The sequence below is a fragment of the Sphingomonas agri genome, assembly GCF_038148795.1.
In the GTDB taxonomy this organism is placed as follows: domain Bacteria; phylum Pseudomonadota; class Alphaproteobacteria; order Sphingomonadales; family Sphingomonadaceae; genus Sphingomicrobium; species Sphingomicrobium agri.
In genome coordinates this window covers 1,024,045-1,043,548 of the sequence record NZ_JBAPEU010000001.1, presented here as the reverse complement: position 1 = coordinate 1,043,548, position 19,504 = coordinate 1,024,045, and the positions used below count along the sequence as shown (strand labels likewise).

Below are 19,504 nucleotides of genomic sequence, written 5' to 3'. Positions count from 1 at the left end.
ATGCTGTGCAGAGTAACGGCAGGCGGCTGCAAACTCACCCAAATGCGGCTCAAGGGCGCCATTGGCTCTCGTTGAGGGGATCGATGCGGCGTGCGTCATCATCGAACTGCTCGGCCGCCATCACCAGTGCCGACGAACCATTCGTCGTTCGCGCGCGCCTTGCAAGTCGCCGGCAGGATGAAGCCTGCCTGCGGAGCTGATCTGCAGCGTCGCCGCGAGAAAGCGGATCCATCAGCCGGCTATTAGAGCTGGGCTGGGCGTTTTGGCGTCGGCTATCTGTGCTGCGTACTGTGCAGCAAGTTCGCGGTGCACGCCGCGCGCCGCCTCTGACCGGGCGTTGGCTGCCATGAACAGCGATACCTGGTGACGATGGTAGAGATAATTGAGATCCACGTCTGAGCTCCTCATACGCAAGCGGGAGCACGGTTCGTCTCTCAGGCGGACGATTGCTCATGAATAGGCGCGTCCGATGAGGCCTTTTAGCATGAGATAGGGTTCTGGCCTAATGCGCACGGGCTCAAACTGGCAAAGTGCCGGCTTGACGCAAGGCTTCACCAAGAGCGAGCGCAGTTGAAGTCGCGAGGTTCAGTGAGCGCACTTCCGCCCGAATGGGAATGCGCACTCGCGCATGACAGGTGTCAGCAACGGCGAGCGGAACGCCTGCGCTTTCCTTACCGAAGAGCAGCACGTCGTCGGCCTCGAAGCGGAAATCGTAGGCCGAGTGCGGGCTCTTCGTGGTGAACAGCACCAGTCTTTGTGAACCAAGCGTCGCCCTGAAGGCTTCGAAACCGGAGTGACGGGCAACGCGGACATGATCAATGTAGTCCATGGCAGTCCGGCGAACCCTTCGATCATCCCAGTCAAACCCCATGGGCTCGATCAGATCGATGTCCGCACCCAGGCAGGCCCCGAGCCGCAGGACAGCCCCGACATTTCCGGCAATTTCCGGCTCGAAAAGAGCAACGCGCATTTAGCCCTATTACCTTTAAGCGCAGATCCGATCACACCAAATGGATCATCGGATTCTGGACGTGCCAGCTGTTTTCCACCTGGTAATGGGCATTTCCAAAATTGCTGGTGGAATTTGCCGTTGGCCTGCACCAGCTAGTTAGTGACCTCGCCATTATCGTTACGCTAATTCTCGGGTCTAACCCTGTGCCTTTCGGGGCTCGCTGCAATTTGCGCACGATGGGCCTGTCCCCGCGTAGCGTGGGCTCGCTCGAGTTCGATCGGGGGAAAAAGAAAGAAGCTATTCTGGAGCTTGTGGCGACCGGGCGTCTCAACGTTGCTCGGCTGTCTCCTTGAGCTTGCCGAGCATCATCCGCCAGTTCTTCTCGAACTCGGAAACCATTTCCGGGCTGGGCTCGGCTGCGTCCCCGTGCTTCGATTGCGTAAGCGTGACATCGGTACCTTCCCCTCGCGGCGTAAGTTCGATCGAGACCAGGTTGTAGTTCTCGGGCACGTCCTGCTTTCCTGAGGCCGGGCTGAAGTGCGTGAAGGCAAGCCTCCTTCCCTCCTCGACGGTCTCGACCTTCCCCTTGTCCTCGAAGGATTTTCCCTGCCATTTGCCCTTGAAGGTGATCGGGTGGCCTTCCTTCCAGTCGGTCTCGACATCGGCCCCCATGAACATGACACCGGTCTTCTTCGTAGCGGTCTCCCAGACCTTGGAGGGGGCAGCATCGATGGTTTCCTCGACGCTCACGACGGGGCGATAATCGGACATCGGCTGGCTCCTTCGCAGCAAAACAACAGCCGCCAGGAGCGAAGGTTTCCGAAAGGAGCACACCAAGATGAGGGACCAGTCTTCCGCGGCGGGAGGCGCTGGCGCGGCTGAAGCCGCCGTCTAAATGGATCAAAATATAATCTGACATTAACTTTCCGTAACCATTCCTCCGGAGCGGGAGGAAGCTCATGCCAATTGAAGCCCGGCTGCAGATCGCGTCCACGGCAGACCGGAGAGGGCGGCGAAGGCGAAAGATCAGCCTCGGCTCCAGTCTCCACGCGAGTGGAGAGACCATCACGATCCACGATGTCTCCTCGACGGGCATGCTGATCGAAACTTCGCCGGAATTCTCGGCTGTCGGTCCTCTCGAGATCGATCTTCCCGAAGCCGGGGTGACGCAGGCCTTCGTCGTCTGGAACAGCGGTCAATTCTATGGCTGCGAGTTCAAGCAGCCCATTTCCCAGGCCGCAATCAGCGCCGCCTTGTTGCGCAGCCCGCCCGCGAGCTCTCCCAAGCCCGAGCCTGCGCTGCCCATTCAGGAGCTGGCGGCCCGCATCCTATCGCAAGCGAATGAAGATGCCGGACAGGACTTCGCAGAAGACAAGGCGCCCTATGGCGTTCGCTTACGCGTCATCCTCGGCAGCGCGCTCATCCTCTGGACCCTGATCATCGGGGGCTCGGTCCTACTCTACAAATTCCTGGCGCCTTCCTTCGAATAGGAGCGCGCGCAACTCGCCATTTCGGCCGCGTCTCGGCTTGACGTGCATACCCTCTGCAACCACGATCCCGCCTGCAAGGGGGAAGACATGAAAGCGATGTTGAGGCTCGCGGCTGCATGCACGATGCTTGTGCTCGGCGCGCAGGGTTCGGCAGCAAGCCTGAAGATCGGCAAGCCCGCACCGAATTTCGATTTGCTGCTCGTAGACGGCACGCACGTGCATCTCGCAGACCTACGAGGGCAGGTGGTCGTCTTGAACTTCTGGGCTACCTGGTGCGGCCCGTGCCGGACGGAACTGCCGCTACTCGACACCTATTACAGGGAAGCTGTCCGGCGCAATTATCCCCTGAGGATCTATGCCGTCACGACGGAGGACGATCTTCCGATCTTCAAGCTGAAAAAGCTGTTCTCCGTCATGTCCGTGCCTTCCGCCGAGCGGGTGAAGGGCGGCCCGTTCGACGCCGTGGACGCCCTGCCCACCAATTACGTGATCGATCGCTCAGGGGTGCTCCGCTACTCAAAGGCCGGCGCCTTTGATTTGCAGACGCTCAACGCAGTGCTCATTCCGCTCCTCAAGGAACCCGTGACGGAGCAACGCTGAGGGGCTGTCGGCGCGCCGCTGGCGCCGGCCCTCCTCTTCAAACACTGTCGGCGCGCGAGGCTTCATGGTAAATGCGGCCTTGGAGGATTAGCGATGACAGCAATTTCCTCTCACAACCGCAGGTTTTTGATCGCCGCTGCAGGAATCCTTGCGGTTGGCGGAGGCGCTTTGGGACTTGCCCTCCTCAACCCGAGTCTCGGACCCATAGAGGGCACGATCGCCCCGCAGCTCTACGTCGAATCGGTGGCGGGCGCGCAAATCCCGGTGCACGGTCGCTATATACTCGTGGATGCGAATTCGGCGCGCCTGTACATGATCGACGAGGGCCGCGTTCAGGATTCGATGCGGGTGATCGTGGGCAAGCCCGAAACGCCGACACCCGAATTGAAGAGCGTCCTCAATTACGAGACGTTGAACCCCTATTGGCACGTGCCCGCCGATCTCACCCGGACGCTCGTCGCAGCGCGCGTGCTGAAGGAGGGTCCCTCGTACCTGACGTCGCACGGCTATGAGGTCGTCTCGGCGTTCGCGACCGATGCGCGCGTGCTTCCGCCGGAAAGCGTTGACTGGAAAACCGTCGCGGCCGGCAATGCCAAAATCTATGTCCGCCAGCGGCCCGGGCCTGCAAATTCCCTCGGGCAGTTCAAGTTCGATCTTCCCAACAGCGACGGCATCTATCTTCACGATACTCCCAAGAAGGAATTGTTCGCGCAGGACGAGCGCAACCTCAGCCATGGCTGCGTCCGCCTCGAGGATGCGCACAGGCTAGCGCGCTGGCTCCTTGGAAAGGATCCCCCCGCAGTCTCGGCGCCCGAGGAGAGCATCCTCCTCCCCAAGCCCGTGCCGATCATGATCAGCTACCTCGATCCGCGAACCCAGATCCAGCTTGCATCCCTGCAGTAAGGATCAGCGGAGCGCTTCGAGACCGGCACGGCGGCGCTCAGGCGGCTCGCCCATTCCTCAAAAAGGCACAGGGAGCTAATCGAGGGAACCAGCGCCGCCTCTGAAGTCTTCCCCCGGAAGTCTTACCCAATGGAACGAGGGATCAGATTTGAAGAACCGCGGCATCGGCCGCGCCCGGATGTTCATGGGCGCCGTCCTTCTTCTTGCTGCAGCCATTACCTGGGCCATCGGTCTCATGATGAGCCCGCAGGGGACTACCGTCGCGCAAGGAACCGAATACCTCCGCAGCACCATCGTCACGTTCAAACGCAACGGCGCGATCGGAACATTGCTATTATGTTCAGTCGCGGCCTGGCTGCTGTTCCCGGCGCGGCGGCCCAATAAGCCAAGGCGCGACTGGGCGCTGATGGTGGTCCTTGGCCTCCTCGCTGCGAGCAGCCTTTATACGCTGATGGACCTGCGCTCGTCGCCATCTGTCGCGGTGAACGTCGATGAGAATTACCCGGCGGATAACGCGAACATGGATGCGGCCACGAGCGCGGTCGTGCCCGTGAACCTCAACTCCGGGACAGAGGCGAGTTCGATCAGCCTCGATGGCGCAAGGGCCGGAACCGGCACGCAAGGCGGTTCCGTCGCCATTCCTGAGCAGATGCCGAAAGTCCGGGAGCCGGACGCGGCCAAGGAAACGCCCGATCGCGCCGGCGTTCCGCTCGCCAACAGCAGCGCTGACGAAGAGCCTGGCAACCTTGCAGGCGAGGCCCCGCAATAGAGGCTCAGATCCTGGTCATTTGCCGGCTTGTGGAAAATGAGCGGCGGCGCCTTTGGCGATCGCCGCTCACTCCTCCCCTGCAATTGAACGGTTCTTTTAGAGTCTCTCGACTATCGGCTTCCCGGGCTAGCGAGCGCGGGCGATGCGGTCAGCGCCGGACTGCCAGGCTCCGCTGCTTGCGCTGCAGCAGCAGCTGCCTTTGGCGTCTGCACATAGCGAAGCGCCCGGTCCTTCACCTCGGCATCGAGCGCTGCGAAAAAGTCGTTGTAGGGCTCGGCGGTCTTGACCATCTGGCCGTCCGAAAACGAGTGACCGAAGATGCCGCGAGCCTTGGTTTGCGCGACCAAGAGATTCAGGCGCACGAGCGTTCCGGCGGGCCCATGATCTTCGACGAGCACGGCGGCCTTCTGTGTCAGCTTCTTTTTCCCGAAGCCCCAGAAGATATTGTAGATGATCTTCGCCTTGGACTCGGTCACGCCCTCGATGGTGCCTGCATCCTTGCTGGCCTGGATATCCATGTAGCCCATGGACTGAAGGGTCGAGATCGCCGCCTTGAACGCGACGTCCGAAGACACATTGTACTGGCGGGCCTGGATCGCGCCGAGCTGCGAAGCGCTGAGCTCGACCGGCTTATCGGCAAATGCCGGAGTTGCTAAAGTTGCCGTTGCGACCGCGAATGCAGCCGCAAGCTTGGTAACAGTCTTCATCAAGAATCCCCTGTTTAACGCGCTCTTTGAGGGAGCGGCGAGGGGCTTAAGCAGGCATTTGCAAGAGCGCTCTTAAGCGAGATGGTGAATGGAGCAGTGACATTGGTGCACCGACGGCGGAAGGGCGCAATGATCCTCATTGGACGCCAGGCGAGTGCAGCGCTCGATCTTGCCTGATGACCTTGGCTTCGAACGGTGGCGACGCCCGCCCGACCCCCTAGTCTCCTGGATGAGTGCGCGAGGACAACCGCTTCAAAGCGTTGCAGGCCTCAGGCAATCCCGACAACGTTCCAGCTGTGGTCGACGCCGTAATAAGCATTGCCGACGTTGCTCGAAAAACCGCCGTTTGCCTGGCCCAGCCAGTCGGTGAGATCACCATTGTCATTGCGCCACAGGATGTCGTCGCGCCCGTCGCCGTTGAAATCACCGGTCGAGACGATCTGCCAGCGAAGGCCCGCATTGGCGTCCGCGTTGGCAAAGTTGGTGACAAAGCCGCCGTTTGCCTGACCGAGCCAGTCGGTGACGCGGCCCGTATTGTCGCGCCAGAGGATGTCGTCGCGGCCATCACCGTTGAAATCGCCGCTTCCGACCACCTGCCAACTCGTGTCGATGTGGACGTAGGAACTCACCGAATTGCTGAGGAAGCCGCCGCCCGGCTGGCTCAGCCAATCGAAGAGGTCGCCGTTGTCGTTGCGCCACAGGATGTCCGTGCGATTGTCACCGTTGAAGTCACCGGTCGCGGCGATATGCCAGTCGAGGCCCGCGGCGGCGTCGGCATTGGCAAAGTTGCTGACGAACCCGCCGCTCGCCTGGCCGAGCCAATCGGTTACCCGGCCCGAAGCGTCGCGCCACAGGAGGTCGCCGCGGCCATCGCCGTTGAAGTCGCCGCTTGCAGCGATCTGCCAGCTCGGATCCACGTTGACGTAGAAGTTCGAGGAGTTGTTGAGGAAGCCCCCGTTTGCCTGGCCCAGCCAGCCGAACACATCGCCGCTGGCGCTGCGCCACAGGAGATCGCCGCGGCCATCGCCGTTGAAGTCATCCATCGCAGCTACGTGCCAGTTGAGGCCGGCATTGGCGTCGGCGCTCCCGAAATTTGTGGCAAAGCCGCCGCTCGCCTGGCCAAGCCAGTCGGTCACCCGCCCGCTGCCGCTTCGCCACAGGACGTCATCGCGCCCGTCGCCGTTGAAGTCGGCGGCGTGGCCGAGCGGCGAGGTCAATATGCCGGTGCCTAGAACCAGATAGCCAGCGCCGGCAGCTTGCCCGCCGCTGGCATTGAAGGGCGCTCCGACGACAACGTCGGCAAACCCGTCGCGGTTGGTATCTCCTGCTCCAGAAACGCTCCATCCGGCAAAGTCGGCGGCAGCTGCTCCCTGGATGATGAAGCCCTGCGTCGGGGAAAGATTGGTAAGGTCGACCGTTCCAAAGCCGGCGGCCTTGCCGAAGATCACGTAGGCGCGGCCCGCATCCATCCGCCCTGTGTCGTTGGAGATGGCGCCAATGATCACGTCGGCATAGCCATCGTGATTGACGTCCCCCGCGCCGGCAACGCTGTAGCCGGCCTCGTCGCCCGCCGCATCGCCCTGGATCTTGAAGCCTGCGGAGCCGAGGTTCGAAAGGTCGATCGTGCCAAAGCCGCCTGGCTTGCCGAAGATCACATAAGCAGCGCCCGCGTCGGCTCCGCCGGAATCGTTCAGGGGCGCACCGATGATGAGGTCGTCATAACCATCGCCATTGACGTCCCCGGCACTCGAAACGCTCGAGCCTGCCCTGTCGTTGGGGGCATCGCCCATGATCACAAAGCCCGTCGGGGGAGCAAGATCGGAAAGCGTGATCGTCCCGAAACCGCCGGCCTTCCCGAAAACTACGTAGGCACCCCCGGCATTGGTTCCGCCGAGATCCGAGCCAGGAGCGCCGATGATGATGTCGGCAAAGCCATCGCCATTGATGTCGCCCGCAGCCGAAACGCTCGTCCCCGCTTCATCGCCGGTTGCCGCTCCCCTGATGACAAAGCCCTGGTCCGCTCCAAGCGTTCCAAGATTGATATCGGTGAAGCCGCCCGCCTTTCCAAAGACGACATAGGCCGCGCCCGTGTAGGTGTGCCCGGGAGCCCCATATTGGGTGCCGATGATGATATCATCGAAGCCGTCGCCGTTGACGTCGCCGGCCTTGGAAACGCTGACCGTACCAAAGCGGTAGTAGGACGACTCGAACGGACCGGTGATCTTGAACCCGTCCGCGGGCGAAAGGCCGGTAAGGTCGATCGTCCCGGACTGAGCCGATCTGCCGAATACCACGTAGGCGAGCGGAGTGTCGCCATAGCCGAACTGGCCAACGAGCCGGTCTCCGCCGACCACAACGTCCGCGAAACCATCGCCGTTGACGTCCCCCGCGCCAGAAACGGACATTCCCGCAAGATCACCCGGTGCATCCCCCTGGATCCTCAGGCCCTGGCTTGGGGAAAGGTTGCTAAGATCGATGGATCCAAGAGCGCCGGCGTGCCCGTAGATTACGTAGGCACTGCCCGAATCCGTCCCGCCGACGTCGTTGTATTTGGCGCCGATGATGAAGTCGGCGAACCCGTCGCCGTTGAAATCGCCAGCGCCCGAAATGCTAAGACCTGCACGGTCGTTCGTCGCATCGCCTTGGACGGCCATATCGCGCGTGCCAAGTGCAGCGAGGTCCACTAGCGCGGACATCGTAATAGCCCCCTGTAGAGTCGTGGGTTTATACCACGTTTACCATCAACCCCCGAATCCTGTATTAATATAGCCGATTAAGCTGTCTTGGCCTTTACTTTGGATAAGCGCTGCGGGCGCCGCCCGTTTCAGGAGAGTATTTTTGGTAACCGATGAGCCCAGTGACGAGAAATTTCTGCTCACCTGTTCTCGCGATTTTCCGCAGTGGCTGAAATCAACCGGAAGCGCGCTCGCCTTCACCACCTACCAGGCGGGCAAGCTGTTTTTCCTCGGCCTCACTCCAGAGGGCCGGCTATCGGTCTTCGAGCGAACGTTTGCGCGCAGCATGGGCCTTGGGATCAGCAAGGACGGGCGGACGATCGCGCTCGCCACTCAATATCAGATCCACCGTTTCGACAATGTGCTCCTGGGCGGCGAAGCCGCGAGCGGCGGGATCGACGCGCTCTATGCGCCCCACGCGGCGTGGGTAACGGGCGACCTCGACACCCACGACGTCGCATTTGCAACGGACGGGCGGCCGATCTTCGTCAACACCCTCTTTTCCTGCATTGCGGGGGTTTCCGATGGGCACAGCTTCAGGCCGCTGTGGAAGCCCCCGTTCGTCTCCCGCCTCGCGCCCGAGGACCGCTGTCACCTCAACGGCTTTGCGGTCGAGGACGGCGAACCACGCTACGCGAGTGCCGTCTCCCGTTCCGATGTCGGCGATGGCTGGCGGGACCGCCGGGTCGACGGCGGCATCCTGATCGACATCGCCAGCGGGGAAATTGTCGCGAGCGGTCTTTCGATGCCGCACTCGCCCCGCCTCAGCAAGGAACGCCTGTGGGTGCTGAATTCGGGCGCTGGCGAGTTCGGTTTCGTCGATCTCAAGTCCTGCAGCTTTCAACCGGTCGCTTTCTGCCCGGGCTATGCACGCGGACTGGCGTTCGTCGGCAACCACGCCGTGATCGGGCTTTCACTCTCGAGGGACGACAGGACCTTCTCCGGTCTACCCCTCGATGACGCACTGCAGTCACGCGACACCGAGCCGCGCTGCGGACTTGCGGTCATCGACCTTGAACGCGGAGACATGAGCGCCTGGGTCCGGATCGAGGGCGTGGTCCGGGAACTCTACGACGTCGCGATATTGCCGGGTGTCTCCCGCCCCTCGATCGTCGGCTTCAAGAGCGATGAGGTCCGCTACGTGATCTCGATCGAGGAATGAGGGGGCTCTTAAACGCCCATCGGATACGCCTGGGCGACGAGCCCCCACCAGGAAACGGGCGAGCTCAGTTGGAAGGGATCCCGCTCTCGCCCGGCGGCGCATCAACCCGCATGATCCTGATCGGGCGTTCGTTCCCGTCGAGATCGGGCCAGCTGATGCATGCTCCTTCGCCAAGTCCGTAAAGGGCGGCTCCAACCGGCGTCAGGACGGAAATCCGCCCCTCCGCGATATTGGCGATCGCCGGCAGGACGAGCTGGAGCTCGCGCATGCGCCGCGACTTCTCGTCGTAGAAGGTCACCAGGCTGTTGAGCCTGACGTGGCCAGGCGGCATGTCGCCGGCCGAATGAAGCTCGGCTCGCTCGATCTCTTCGAGGAGCATTGCAGCAACGAGGGGGAGCCTGTGCTCCGCCGCAATCGCAAGATCGGCGACGAGATCGGACTCGGCGGCGAGAAGGTGGATGGGCGGCCGCGGCGATTGGCGGCGTGAGGGCGGATGAGCCCGCCCGCTCACTGGCGATGTCATGCGAAGGCCTCCCACACGAGCCACAGGATGGCGATCAGCGCTGCGATGCCGCCAACGGCCGCGGCGCCCTCGGCCCACTTGAGCTTGAAGTGCGCCTTGTGATCTTCGAAGAAGGCGTCGAGCTTGGGTCTGAGGCGCTCGTTGCTGGTCAGGAGACCCACATCGAGATGCCGCCCGCGGCGCAGGAATGTCAGTATCTGCCGCTCCTCCTCCCCCGAGACGCTGGGATAGCGCGAAAGAAGATCCGCAACTTCATGCGGCTGGAGCGGTACGGCGGCGCTCGCCTGGCTTTTGGAAACATAAGTCATTTCTTTGAACTCCGATGAACGTGAATGGATTGGCGTGCCGCAAGGAGCGGTTAGGCAAGTGCAGGCTCCTTGAGGGCCCCCACCCGCCTTTGCCGCCTCGCGATCCTCTTGAGCTCGCGCTCGATCGCGCGGGCACGGGGAAACAGGCGGCCATCCATCTGATTGAATTCGTCGCTGGATGCGTAGAACATGAAGCCGCCCGGAACGCGCACTGCGATCCCGACGGTGCGGCGATCGAACTCGACCGCGAAACGCTGTGTAACCACAGGACTTCTCTCCCGGCGAGCGCCCAAGCGGCGCGCAAACATTCGCGCCGCGATCGAGAGCGGCTCGCCCAATTGAATGGAAATGCACTTCTTGAAGTGTTGAAGCGCTGTTCTGCTGGGAGACCCTAAGCGCGCGCCTGTCCGGCCATAGGTGCCGGGACGCCTAGGGCGCTAGAGTCGTGCGGTGCTGCTACCTGGGTGCAGCTGAGACCGTTCGAAGGAAGGATGCTCGGCCATAAGATCAATATGGACCAGCGGCATTGCTTATCAAGAGGCGTTGACCACGCCCCTTGCCGCAAACGACGAACGCGAAGAACCCCATCCTCTCTAGGCGAGGAGACCGCCAGCAGTCGCGAGCGCTATTAGCAACCCGGCGCCCGCAAGCGAGGCGGCGCCGGCGACGATCGCCCACGAACGAGCAACCAACGCGATCGAGAGAAGGACGATTGCGACCTGCATCGCGGTTTCGGCGAATTCATACCATTCGCCTTTCCGGGAGGCTTGCTCCCCCTCGTCGCGGAGCTGATCCGCCTTTGGCTGAAGCTGCAAGATCCCGTGACCTGCCTTGTCTGGATTGCGCAGCTTCTGCGCGTCCGTCAGCATGGATGCTCTGACATCGGGCGAGAGCGAGGGCTGCCTCGCCGCCGTCTTGAGGATTGCCTCGCGAATGATCTTGGCCTGCATGTAGTTGTAGGTGTCGGACGCCTCGATGGTCTTGAGGACCCCTTCCCGGGCGTTCCCCGCAGCGGCGACGTGAATGATCGCAAGGAGGACCGCGAACAGTCCAACGAGGATGGATACCTGGTTCCTGAAGCGCTTCTCGATCAGGCGCTCGGCGTGATCGACCTTCTCTGCTTCCTCGATTGCCTCTTCGATGAGTTCCTTGGCATCGCCTGGTTCGACCATCGGACCCTCTTTGTACGCTAAAGGATGGGACTGGTCCCATGAGGCGGCGCAGGGGTTAAGTGAATTCTTGGTAAGCCGCTCCGGCCTGTCGCCTGCGCGAGCGAAAGCCTTCACCCCTTCGAGGAGGCCGAGGCAAGCCAGCGGGGCTCCTTCAAGGTCCGCCGCTCGGGGAAAGCGGACAGTTCGACGAGGCTCTCGATATCAAGGATGCGGATCCGCTTGCCTTCGCGCGCGATGAGGCCTCTTCGGATGAGTTCGCGGAAGGTCCTGTTGACGTGGATTGCGCTAAGCCCGGCGCCCTGTGCAACGCGCTGCTGAGAGAGCGGCCAGTCGATGAGATCGCCGCCCTCGGGGGAGAGCACGCCGAGGCGGCGGTAAACGTGGACGAGGAGCGCGGCCACTCTCTGGATCGCGCTCGATTGGCCCACGACCGCCAGCTGGTCCATCAGCATTACCCGTTCTTGCTGCGAGGTCACGAACAGCATCAGCCCAAGGCGCGGCGCCCGCTCGAAGAGAAGCGCCAGCCGGTTGAGCGGAATGACGTCGAGCGTCACCCTGGTAATCGCGACCAGTCCTTCGGCAGCATTGGTGAACGCGATACTGGGAAGGCCCGCAAGATCGCCCGGCAGGTAGAGTTTCGCCAGCTGCTTGCGCCCGGAATTCACTTCGAGCACGCCCCCGACCCATCCCTCGACGACAAAATACACTTCCCTGACGCAGCTCCCCTCGAGCGTGATCGACTGGTTGCGCCGGTATTCCCGCCGGGACTGCTTGGCTTCTTCGAGCGCGGCGAGTTCGTCCCCCGTCGGGGTGACGAATTCCGACAATCGACGCAACCAGATGCTGTCCACGCCGCGCAATCTTTCCCGTTGAGACAAGGAGGGCCGCCCGCCCGTGCCAGGCGAGCCTAGCTGTGCCAATCAAACCAAAATACTAACGCACGGCAGTATTCGTCCCGGTCCGCAGACGATAGGACGGATATAGCCGATCGAAGGGAGCGACCGCTCCTACCAGCGTGGTGACGTCGCGTCATGAACAAGCCCAATCTCCCCGCCTGTTCGGTGAAAGGGTGCCCGCGCGCGGCGGACCTGATCATCTCCGGATCGATCCTTTGTGCGATGCACGCATCGCAGGTCCTTGCATCGCGCCAGCCATCTTCGTCCCCGCGGTGAGAGCCGTGGCACACGATCCGCTCCCATCCCGAGCTGGCGAGGGAGCGCGGCACCGACCCGCCTTCGGGGAGCGAAACATCCTGCTCGAGGTGCTCCACGCACTGCAGATCGCCGACCGGTTCGTCGAGCGGGCGCTTCGCGCAGAGCCGGCCCCCTCGCCCCGCAATGTCGAATGCCTCCGCTCCGTCAGGAGGGAAATCCGCTCGGCATTGCTGCTGGTGAAGGAACAGCTCGCCTAGGCCTGGAGCCTGCCAGGGCAAGACACCCCTACCCTTGGGAATGCCGCGGTTGCGCAACGAGGGGGCGCGCGATAGGCCTTGGGTTTCAGGCATTTGAGCGACAAGGGGAGCGAGCCAGGTGGTACTTGCGGACGAGAAAAGCGTCGATGCGATCTATGATCTTGGTATCTCCCACAACAAGCTCGGCGTCGCTCTTCCGGACGGGACTCCCTACCCCGAGCACGCAACCGACATCACGGGCGACCGCGCGCTGGAATTTCTCACCCACTTCAACCGCGTGCGCGACCGGGACTGGGCCGACTGCTCGTTTCTCGACCTGGGGTGCAGCGAGGGCTCGACGACCTTCGAGATATCCCAGATGGGATCGACCGTTTACGGCGTCGAAGGACGCGAGGACGGGATCCGAAGGGCCGAGGTCATCAAGTCCATCCTGGGCTTCGACCGGACCCACTTTTCGGTCGGCAACGTCAACGACGCCTCGACCTACCGCCCCGTGGACGGCATCTTCAATGCGGGCATTCTCTACCATCTCGAAGACCCGGTCAGCTGCCTTGAACGCTGCGCGGAGAACGCAAGGCTGTTCGTCTATCTCGACACCGGTCATGCGCCGCGGAGCGAAGCGGAACTGCAAAGGTCCAAGTTCGCCGCCAAATACGGCAATGCGTACAAGCTCGACTACAAGGGTCTCGAACTCGACGTGATCGATTTCGCAGAGCCCGGAAACACCGCGGAACGCCAGGGAGACGGCCTTCGCCGGGGGCCTCGCTCGGGAATCGGAAATTCGAACTCGGTCTGGCTATCCCACCAAAGCGCGATCGCCCTCATGGCAAAGCTCGGTTTTCCCCACCACGAGACCGTCAAGGACAATCCCAAGATCCCGCGGCTTCGGACCTGCTTCTTCCGTTCAGCGCCAAGGCCGATCGAGCCGGTCCGCTTCGAGCGGCCGCTGCCGCAGCTCCTCCCGCGCAAGGAGGCGTTCGCGCGGGTTCGTGAACGCGACATCGAATATATCCGGCGAACCAATGAGCCGGTTTTGCTTATTGGACGCGAGCCGCTGCTCTCGCTCGTGAGAGGCGACCTTGAGCAAGCAGGGATCGACATCAAGGAGGAGTTGGTCCTTCCGGGAGAGGACCGGACGCCGCGCGGCGAACTCAACCAGTTGACCAAGGGCAAGAGCGGCCTCGTCGTGGTCGCAGCGCCCGACGTCATCCAGATCATTCGCGATCTCGTGATCCTCGACCGTTTCCAATATGCCTTCGGAAGCTTTGCGATGGCGCGGCAGTAACAGTCCTCTGAGCAAGCTTCGGAGTCACGAGCGCGAAGTCGCTCGTTTCACCAAGCTGGAACTCGCGTTAGCCGCGTCCGGAGCTGGCGCAGTTACGCGCTCTCGATCGGACGCCCTCACCGAAGCTCGGGCACCTCGGCGCTACCACCACCTCTTGCGGGTAAACCCTGGAAACGGCAGCTGGAGCGAAAGGAGTGCTGCAAGGGCGCCGAAAAGGAGGAACAGGACGAAGAGCGCAAGGGCAGGTCCGCTTCGAAGATCGAGGAGCGACACGGCAAGGATGCACATGAGTGCAAGCCCCGCAAAGAGCCATCGGGCGGTCTCCAATATGAGCTTCCGCATCTTTCGATGATTGCTCGCAGTTTCGCCTGTGCGCAACGGGAATGGCGGCAACCTGTCCCCAAATGATCCGCAACGCTCCCACTTCTCTGGAACTCATTGCGAAGTGCGCCGGTTGAACCCTTGCAAGTATGGGAAGGGACATAGATGCGCGTGTGGCTTGCGGCGGCTGGCGCTGTGCCGCTTGTAGTTTCGTTTTCCGCGGATGCGCGGGGCCTTGAGCTGGACACCGCAGCGTCTTCTCCAGCGCCCAGCTTTGCGATTTCCGCGATGCCGCAGTTCAGTTCCGCATCGCCGGTCCATGACGGGATGATTGCCCAGGATGAACTTGCACCCAATGTGCACTTGGGGGTCGGTCTTGCTCCCATGCTGGGCCGCAACACACACAGCGTCAGGATCGAACAGGAGCCCGTGCCGACGCGTAATCCCGGCGTCAGCTTCGTCTTCAAGTTCCCGGGCTAGCATCGAGCATCTGTCGCGAGACGGATGCCGATCCTGCGCCGCCGGTGACGTAACTAGGCCGCGAGCGACCCTAGTTTTTTCAGCTCAGGCCCGAGCCGCTTGCGGACATGAAACAGGTCATAGTCCATCTGCAACTTCAGCCAATATCGAGCTGGCGTATTGGTGACGTGCGCAAGTCTTAAGGCCGTTTCTGGAGTTATTCGAAAACGGCCGTTGAGAAGCATGCTGAGGCGCGCATCCGACATGCCTAGCGCCCGAGCAATCATTGCCTGCGACCGGCCGCCCTGAAGCAATCGCTCGCGGACAAGCAGATGTGGTGGGCGTGGGCAGCCGTTGCTGACTTTGGCGGTCACTGTCCTGTTCCCGAGCGGTTGGAACGACGACCTATCGACCCGGCCTGACAAGCTCCCCCGGCTTGTCACGGTGGCCCATTAACTCCGGCAGACGGGCGCCGATAGTTATCCTTCGGAAGGGTCGTCACCTAGCCCTTTGGGCCCATAGCGATCTTGGTGGGTTTCACCTGGTCGAAAGGATCCAACTAACTGTCGACCCGTCCGCTCGGTTCGGCGTTAACCAATGAACTTCAGGTAATCTAACGAACCGTGCGTCTTCCTGCTCGTTTCGCTTGGGGTAGTTTCATACAAGTGAAAACCGGAGGTCGATCATGATCCGTAATGTAATGATTTGCGCCCTTGCAGGCGCTGCGATGATTCCTGCAGCTGCGATCGCTCATCCAGGCGGTGGTGGTGGCGGCGGCGGCGAAGGGCGCGGCGGCCTGATGGGCAATGGCGGCGGTCTTGGCGGCGGCAGCGGCATGGATGCCGGCAGCCGCGGCATGGGCGGCCTTGGCGGCATCGGTGACGTCGGCTTGCGGGGTGGGACGAGCGCAGACGCAAATAGCGTTGGCGTTGAGAACCGCGATGCGTCGCGGATCAACAGTCGGGCGCTCCAGCATGCCTCGCAAACGGGGATCGACCACGCCAATCAGAACAGTGTTCTCGCCGGCACCAGCTCGACCACGACCGTTTCCAGCGGCGCGCTGAGCGGTCTCACGACTGGCACTACATTGTTCTCGAACGGAGTGGCCGTCGGCACAGTCCAGCAAATACGAACCAAGGGCAACGGCTCAGTGGCCGTCGTGATCGTTCAGGGTACCAATGGCGGGCTCTACGCGGTTCCGGCAAGCAAGCTGAGCCTTAATGGCGGCACCCTTTCCACGACGGCGCGCCTCAACGGGATCAATGCCTCGCCGATGAATGTCCAGGCACGGGCCACCAGCCAGGGTCCTGCTCATGCGTCCGCAACGGGCATCGCTCATGCAAACTCGCATAGCGTCCTTGCTGGCGGCTCCGCCGCGACAACCACGACATCTACGGCGATGAACAGCCAGCGCCGGCTGAACAGCCAGGGTCCGTTGCATGCGTCGGCGACCGGTATTGCGCATGCGAACTCGCACAGCGTTCTTGCCAGCGCCTCAACTGCGACCACGACCACAATGGCAACGAACGGCCAGCGGCGGCTGAACAGCCAGGGGCCGCTGCATGCTTCTGCGACCGGTATCGCGCATGCGAACTCGCACAGCGTTCTTGCTGGCGGAGCGACGTCGACGCTCACCGGCGTCAGCGTCGGAATGCCGTTGTTCAGCAACGGCGCGCAGGTCGGCACGGTCACCCGCGTCGTCACCGCGAACGGCGTGATCACGCGGGTCCTCATCCAGGGGACCAACGGGCGCACCTATTCGCTTGCACCAAGCATGCTGACCGCGTCCGGGGGAACGGTCACCACCAGCACGACGCTACGCGGATTGTAGAGGTACGACAGCGGCAGCGGACAAGCCGCTGAAGCTGTCTGTCATCAAGGACTAAAGACGAATGGCGGCGGCGTCTTGAGGGATGCCGCCGCCTTTTTTCTGGACATGAGGACGAAGACTTCTTCCTCGCCGGGACGGCCCGAAGGCTGGCCCGCAAGCGGCCCCTGTCCGAAAACCCGGCACCCTCTTACCAACCTGTGCTATCGATCAGCCAAGGGGAGATTCATGAGCGAGCGGTTTGAGCGGCATCGGCAGCCTTGGCGGCAGGACGAGATCCAGAAGCTTCACACGCTCGCCCGCAAAGGCATGTCCCTGCGCGCCATCGCCAAGGCACTCACTCGAAGCGAGGAGTCGGTGAAGGACCGCGCCAAGGCAGACCGTTTGACGATCGCCAAACTGCGCTGAACTGACGCCGCCCCTATCTGCTGCGATGTCTCGTCACATGATGGTGCTTGCGTACCGTGTGCGCACGATGCGGCTTGCTTCGTTGCGGATGCGAATGTCCCGAATGACGATGAGTGGCTGCTGCAAGATCCTGTCGCATCAGGTCGCGGCAGCTGCCGTTTCGCATGATCTGCGTGTAACTCATCTTGTGGCAGCGGCGCATGAGCCGGACCGAAGGCTGCACGGCGCTGGCAGCCGCATGCCCGCGCCGATGCGATGCATGTGCCCCGCGCGAGCGCCGCTCGGACGCGTGGACCTTGCGATGAGACGCCTGCCTGGCGTGATGCTGCGCGCGCGAACCGTGATGTCCGCTGACATCGACCCATCGGTGGCTTGGCCGCGACCTTGGCATTGGCGGAAACGGCGGCGGGAGCGGAGCAACGTCCCTTGGGGGCGGCGGGGCGGGGGGAACCGATGTTGCGGGCTGACTGGAATCCTGCGTCGTCGAGGGATCGGGCGGACTTTGCTGCGCTTCGAGCGATGATCCGACAATACTCAGCGAAAGGCCGGCGAAGGCAAGTACAAGGCCGCGCACGATATGGTGCATAATGATCCCCCTCTTTCGTCGAAAGTCAGGATAGAACGGGCTTGAGACTCCGGTCAGCCTGTCCGAGCGAAAGTTCAGCCGCCCCGATGCACGGACTGCCGCTAACGCCATGACTGAATCCCGAAAAGGCGCTGCTAGAAGAAGCCTTCGAGGAAGCGCGCGGTCTCCTCCGAAATTCCGACGATCTTGTTGGTGGCCTGCCGGTAAAGCTTGAAGTTGAGCTCCGTCTCGGCCCGTCCGTCATCCCAGGCTTTGAAGTGCCTGAGCTCCGCACGTCCCAGCGGCCGCTTTGCGATCGCCGTGTGCTCGGCCCTCACGTCCATGCGCGGCGTCTGCCTCGCTGCACCTTGAACCCTGGGGACCGCCGCGGCGTAGGTCACAATAGTCCGGGCGAAGAGGCCTGACCCGCCCTCATTCTCGCTCGCGAACAGGAACGCTATGTCCCCCTCGCCGATGCGCCTTCCCCCATACATCGTCTTTGCGGCAGCAAATTCGAAGACCCTGGATTTTGGATCCTTGATCTCGGCTTTGATCACATAGGGCATCCGCGAAGATTTTCTCTGCAAGACGGAAAAAAAACCTCAATTTGATCGCTTAGCGAGGCGAGGCCACGCACTGTCGCCCGGCAGGAAAGACAGCGACTGCCTTACCAGCGCCTTCGCCAGCCAGCACCTCCTCCTCCAATCAGTCTCACGATGACGAGCAATATTATCGCTCCGATGGTGGCGTTGACGATCGCCATGACGATGCCGCTACCAAGGTGAATACCAAGCCGGGGCAACAACCAACTGCCAATAAATGCGCCAACTATTCCAACAACAAGGTCGCCGATGATTCCGAAACCGGCTCCCCGAACCAGGCGACCGGCGAGCCAGCCGGCAACGATGCCCACCAGCAATATGACCAATAGGCTCTGGTTCGAGATGTGCATTGGTCAGCTCCCCTTTTTCGCATCAACACCTCCGGCAACGCTTCCGTGACATTGCCGTTCCTAGCTGCCGTTCTCAGCAGGACGCGCTGCACTGCAGCGGTATTTCGTTTCTCGGCGCTCGTCGGTCTCTCCGCCAGAAAGCGGACGTTAGCCGCACTCCGCATTTGCAGAACCAGGGTGATGCAGGTGAGGTGCAAATATTCCGCCCCTGGGCGCTGCAGCGGATCGCAGCAGCTTTCCTCACCAAGCGTCCTTGCGGATGCGTAGGCGTTCGCCCGCTCGCATCATGCCGACGCGAGCGGGCTCCTTAGGCTTAGCGCCTTAGCGGCAGACGCGGACGCGGCGATGGTGATGCCACCTCATCGTGCAATGCCGCCAGCCGTAGTGGTGCCCGCGGCGCCAGCCATAATGACGCATGTCCCGGTGATCGCGGTCGCGCATGTGCTGATCGCGCATATCGCGGTCGCGCATGTCGCGCATGCCGGTCCGGCTGCGATCGCTCGTCGCGCGGTCGGGCTGTTGCTGCTGCATGGTCGTGTTGGTCGTGTTGGTCATATCGCGGTGCTGGCTTTGGCCATTGGCAGCCGAGACTGCAAATGGTGCAGCGGCCAGTACGGCCGCCAGCAACAAGGTCTTGCCTATAGTCATGATGAGCCTCCCAATATGGTCGCCCGCGGCCCCCATCGGGTTGACTGCGCCGGCGCGACCGTGATCGTCCCAGTCGGCGCTGCAAGAACCACTCGCGGTGGACATGGTTGCTGACGTCTGATGTCCGCCTGCGCTGGGAAAGCAGACCCGTGGCCGGTTTTTCGTGATGGGTGGCTCGACAATATATCCAGTTGGTTCAACCGGACGCCGTAAGAGAGCTTGTCGATCTTGTGGGGCGGGAGCGCAGACCACTTCAAACAGCGTGGGCGCTCGATGGCTGAAAGGGTCGAAAGCGAGCCTTTAGCT

General features: G+C 62.2%; 27 protein-coding genes. 10 read left to right on the top strand and 17 right to left on the bottom strand.

Annotated elements, in window-relative coordinates:
• Nucleotides 1-49 precede the first annotated feature (49 nt).
• The 4 genes from V8192_RS05200 to V8192_RS05185 form a co-directional block, all read right to left on the bottom strand.
• Nucleotides 50-232: a hypothetical protein gene (locus V8192_RS05200; protein WP_341631984.1), complete on the bottom strand. Its 183-nt coding sequence runs from the start codon at nt 230-232 to the stop codon at nt 50-52.
• A complete protein-coding gene (locus V8192_RS05195) occupies nt 232-393 on the bottom strand; it encodes a hypothetical protein (protein ID WP_341631983.1) in 162 nt (53 codons plus the stop codon). Before V8192_RS05195 ends, V8192_RS05200 begins: the two co-directional genes overlap by 1 nt.
• A 124-nt stretch (nt 394-517) precedes the next feature.
• Nucleotides 518-970 (bottom strand): tRNA (cytidine(34)-2'-O)-methyltransferase, encoded by a 453-nt coding sequence (locus tag V8192_RS05190; protein ID WP_341631982.1) that lies wholly within the window; start codon nt 968-970, stop codon nt 518-520.
• A gap of 309 nt (nt 971-1,279) precedes the next feature.
• On the bottom strand, nt 1,280-1,723 hold the full coding sequence (locus V8192_RS05185; protein WP_341631981.1) for an SRPBCC family protein: 444 nt from the start codon (nt 1,721-1,723) through the stop codon (nt 1,280-1,282).
• 188 nt (nt 1,724-1,911) lie between these two features.
• Here V8192_RS05185 and V8192_RS05180 point away from each other — a divergent pair, with 188 nt between their 5' ends.
• From V8192_RS05180 to V8192_RS05165, 4 genes are all read left to right on the top strand, one after another.
• Nucleotides 1,912-2,442: a PilZ domain-containing protein gene (locus V8192_RS05180; protein ID WP_341631980.1), complete on the top strand. Its 531-nt coding sequence runs from the start codon at nt 1,912-1,914 to the stop codon at nt 2,440-2,442.
• An 87-nt stretch (nt 2,443-2,529) separates the two neighbouring features.
• Nucleotides 2,530-3,042: a TlpA family protein disulfide reductase gene (locus V8192_RS05175; RefSeq protein WP_341631979.1), complete on the top strand. Its 513-nt coding sequence runs from the start codon at nt 2,530-2,532 to the stop codon at nt 3,040-3,042.
• 93 nt (nt 3,043-3,135) lie between these two features.
• On the top strand, nt 3,136-3,945 hold the full coding sequence (locus V8192_RS05170; protein ID WP_341631978.1) for a L,D-transpeptidase family protein: 810 nt from the start codon (nt 3,136-3,138) through the stop codon (nt 3,943-3,945).
• A gap of 148 nt (nt 3,946-4,093) precedes the next feature.
• Entirely contained in the window at nt 4,094-4,714 is a 621-nt protein-coding gene (locus V8192_RS05165; RefSeq protein WP_341631977.1) for a DMT family transporter, read from the top strand.
• A gap of 110 nt (nt 4,715-4,824) precedes the next feature.
• Here V8192_RS05165 and V8192_RS05160 read toward each other — a convergent pair whose 3' ends face one another.
• Nucleotides 4,825-5,421, bottom strand: coding sequence for a hypothetical protein (locus V8192_RS05160; RefSeq protein ID WP_341631976.1), 597 nt, complete (start codon nt 5,419-5,421; stop codon nt 4,825-4,827).
• A gap of 269 nt (nt 5,422-5,690) precedes the next feature.
• Nucleotides 5,691-8,117, bottom strand: a complete 2,427-nt coding sequence (locus tag V8192_RS05155) for an FG-GAP-like repeat-containing protein (RefSeq protein ID WP_341631975.1) — start codon at nt 8,115-8,117, stop codon at nt 5,691-5,693.
• Between the two features lie 142 nt (nt 8,118-8,259).
• Between V8192_RS05155 and V8192_RS05150 the strand changes: the two genes are divergently transcribed.
• Nucleotides 8,260-9,318, top strand: coding sequence for a TIGR03032 family protein (locus V8192_RS05150; RefSeq protein WP_341631974.1), 1,059 nt, complete (start codon nt 8,260-8,262; stop codon nt 9,316-9,318).
• Between the two features lie 64 nt (nt 9,319-9,382).
• Here the strand turns inward: V8192_RS05150 and V8192_RS05145 are convergent, their stop codons facing one another.
• The 5 genes from V8192_RS05145 to V8192_RS05125 all read right to left on the bottom strand — a co-directional run bounded on the left by V8192_RS05145 (nt 9,383) and on the right by V8192_RS05125 (nt 12,172).
• Complete coding sequence (locus V8192_RS05145; RefSeq protein WP_341631973.1) at nt 9,383-9,841, bottom strand: GreA/GreB family elongation factor; 459 nt, start codon at nt 9,839-9,841, stop codon at nt 9,383-9,385.
• Nucleotides 9,838-10,149 (bottom strand): hypothetical protein, encoded by a 312-nt coding sequence (locus V8192_RS05140; protein ID WP_341631972.1) that lies wholly within the window; start codon nt 10,147-10,149, stop codon nt 9,838-9,840. Before V8192_RS05140 ends, V8192_RS05145 begins: the two co-directional genes overlap by 4 nt.
• A gap of 50 nt (nt 10,150-10,199) precedes the next feature.
• Complete coding sequence (locus V8192_RS05135) at nt 10,200-10,415, bottom strand: hypothetical protein (protein WP_341631971.1); 216 nt, start codon at nt 10,413-10,415, stop codon at nt 10,200-10,202.
• Nucleotides 10,416-10,742: 327 nt separating this feature from the next.
• Nucleotides 10,743-11,321 (bottom strand): DUF4337 family protein, encoded by a 579-nt coding sequence (locus V8192_RS05130; RefSeq protein ID WP_341631970.1) that lies wholly within the window; start codon nt 11,319-11,321, stop codon nt 10,743-10,745.
• Between the two features lie 110 nt (nt 11,322-11,431).
• On the bottom strand, nt 11,432-12,172 hold the full coding sequence (locus V8192_RS05125; protein ID WP_341631969.1) for a Crp/Fnr family transcriptional regulator: 741 nt from the start codon (nt 12,170-12,172) through the stop codon (nt 11,432-11,434).
• Nucleotides 12,173-12,498: 326 nt separating this feature from the next.
• Between V8192_RS05125 and V8192_RS05120 the strand changes: the two genes are divergently transcribed.
• Both V8192_RS05120 and V8192_RS05115 read left to right on the top strand, forming a co-directional pair.
• Nucleotides 12,499-12,732 (top strand): hypothetical protein, encoded by a 234-nt coding sequence (locus tag V8192_RS05120; protein WP_341631968.1) that lies wholly within the window; start codon nt 12,499-12,501, stop codon nt 12,730-12,732.
• A 118-nt stretch (nt 12,733-12,850) separates the two neighbouring features.
• On the top strand, nt 12,851-14,017 hold the full coding sequence (locus V8192_RS05115; RefSeq protein ID WP_341631967.1) for a class I SAM-dependent methyltransferase: 1,167 nt from the start codon (nt 12,851-12,853) through the stop codon (nt 14,015-14,017).
• Between the two features lie 141 nt (nt 14,018-14,158).
• Here the strand turns inward: V8192_RS05115 and V8192_RS05110 are convergent, their stop codons facing one another.
• A complete protein-coding gene (locus tag V8192_RS05110) occupies nt 14,159-14,359 on the bottom strand; it encodes a hypothetical protein (protein ID WP_341631966.1) in 201 nt (66 codons plus the stop codon).
• 174 nt (nt 14,360-14,533) lie between these two features.
• On the opposite strand from V8192_RS05110, the gene V8192_RS05105 reads away from it, so the two are divergent.
• A complete protein-coding gene (locus V8192_RS05105) occupies nt 14,534-14,818 on the top strand; it encodes a hypothetical protein (RefSeq protein ID WP_341631965.1) in 285 nt (94 codons plus the stop codon).
• A 53-nt stretch (nt 14,819-14,871) separates the two neighbouring features.
• Here V8192_RS05105 and V8192_RS05100 read toward each other — a convergent pair whose 3' ends face one another.
• Nucleotides 14,872-15,171 (bottom strand): HigA family addiction module antitoxin, encoded by a 300-nt coding sequence (locus V8192_RS05100; RefSeq protein WP_341631964.1) that lies wholly within the window; start codon nt 15,169-15,171, stop codon nt 14,872-14,874.
• A gap of 311 nt (nt 15,172-15,482) precedes the next feature.
• Between V8192_RS05100 and V8192_RS05095 the strand changes: the two genes are divergently transcribed.
• Both V8192_RS05095 and V8192_RS05090 read left to right on the top strand, forming a co-directional pair.
• Nucleotides 15,483-16,628 carry a hypothetical protein gene (locus V8192_RS05095; protein WP_341631963.1) on the top strand — a complete coding sequence of 382 codons (1,146 nt, stop codon included), beginning with the start codon at nt 15,483-15,485 and terminating at the stop codon, nt 16,626-16,628.
• A gap of 225 nt (nt 16,629-16,853) precedes the next feature.
• The gene (locus tag V8192_RS05090) at nt 16,854-17,033 is read left to right on the top strand and encodes a hypothetical protein (protein ID WP_341631962.1); all 180 of its coding nucleotides are present in this window, start codon (nt 16,854-16,856) and stop codon (nt 17,031-17,033) included.
• 13 nt (nt 17,034-17,046) lie between these two features.
• On the opposite strand, the gene V8192_RS05085 is transcribed toward V8192_RS05090, so the two are convergent.
• The 4 genes from V8192_RS05085 to V8192_RS05070 form a co-directional block, all read right to left on the bottom strand.
• Entirely contained in the window at nt 17,047-17,619 is a 573-nt protein-coding gene (locus tag V8192_RS05085; RefSeq protein WP_341631961.1) for a hypothetical protein, read from the bottom strand.
• A gap of 134 nt (nt 17,620-17,753) precedes the next feature.
• On the bottom strand, nt 17,754-18,155 hold the full coding sequence (locus V8192_RS05080; protein WP_341631960.1) for a hypothetical protein: 402 nt from the start codon (nt 18,153-18,155) through the stop codon (nt 17,754-17,756).
• A 110-nt stretch (nt 18,156-18,265) separates the two neighbouring features.
• Nucleotides 18,266-18,550: a GlsB/YeaQ/YmgE family stress response membrane protein gene (locus tag V8192_RS05075; RefSeq protein WP_341631959.1), complete on the bottom strand. Its 285-nt coding sequence runs from the start codon at nt 18,548-18,550 to the stop codon at nt 18,266-18,268.
• A gap of 321 nt (nt 18,551-18,871) precedes the next feature.
• Nucleotides 18,872-19,303 carry a hypothetical protein gene (locus V8192_RS05070; RefSeq protein WP_341631958.1) on the bottom strand — a complete coding sequence of 144 codons (432 nt, stop codon included), beginning with the start codon at nt 19,301-19,303 and terminating at the stop codon, nt 18,872-18,874.
• Nucleotides 19,304-19,504: the final 201 nt, after the last annotated feature.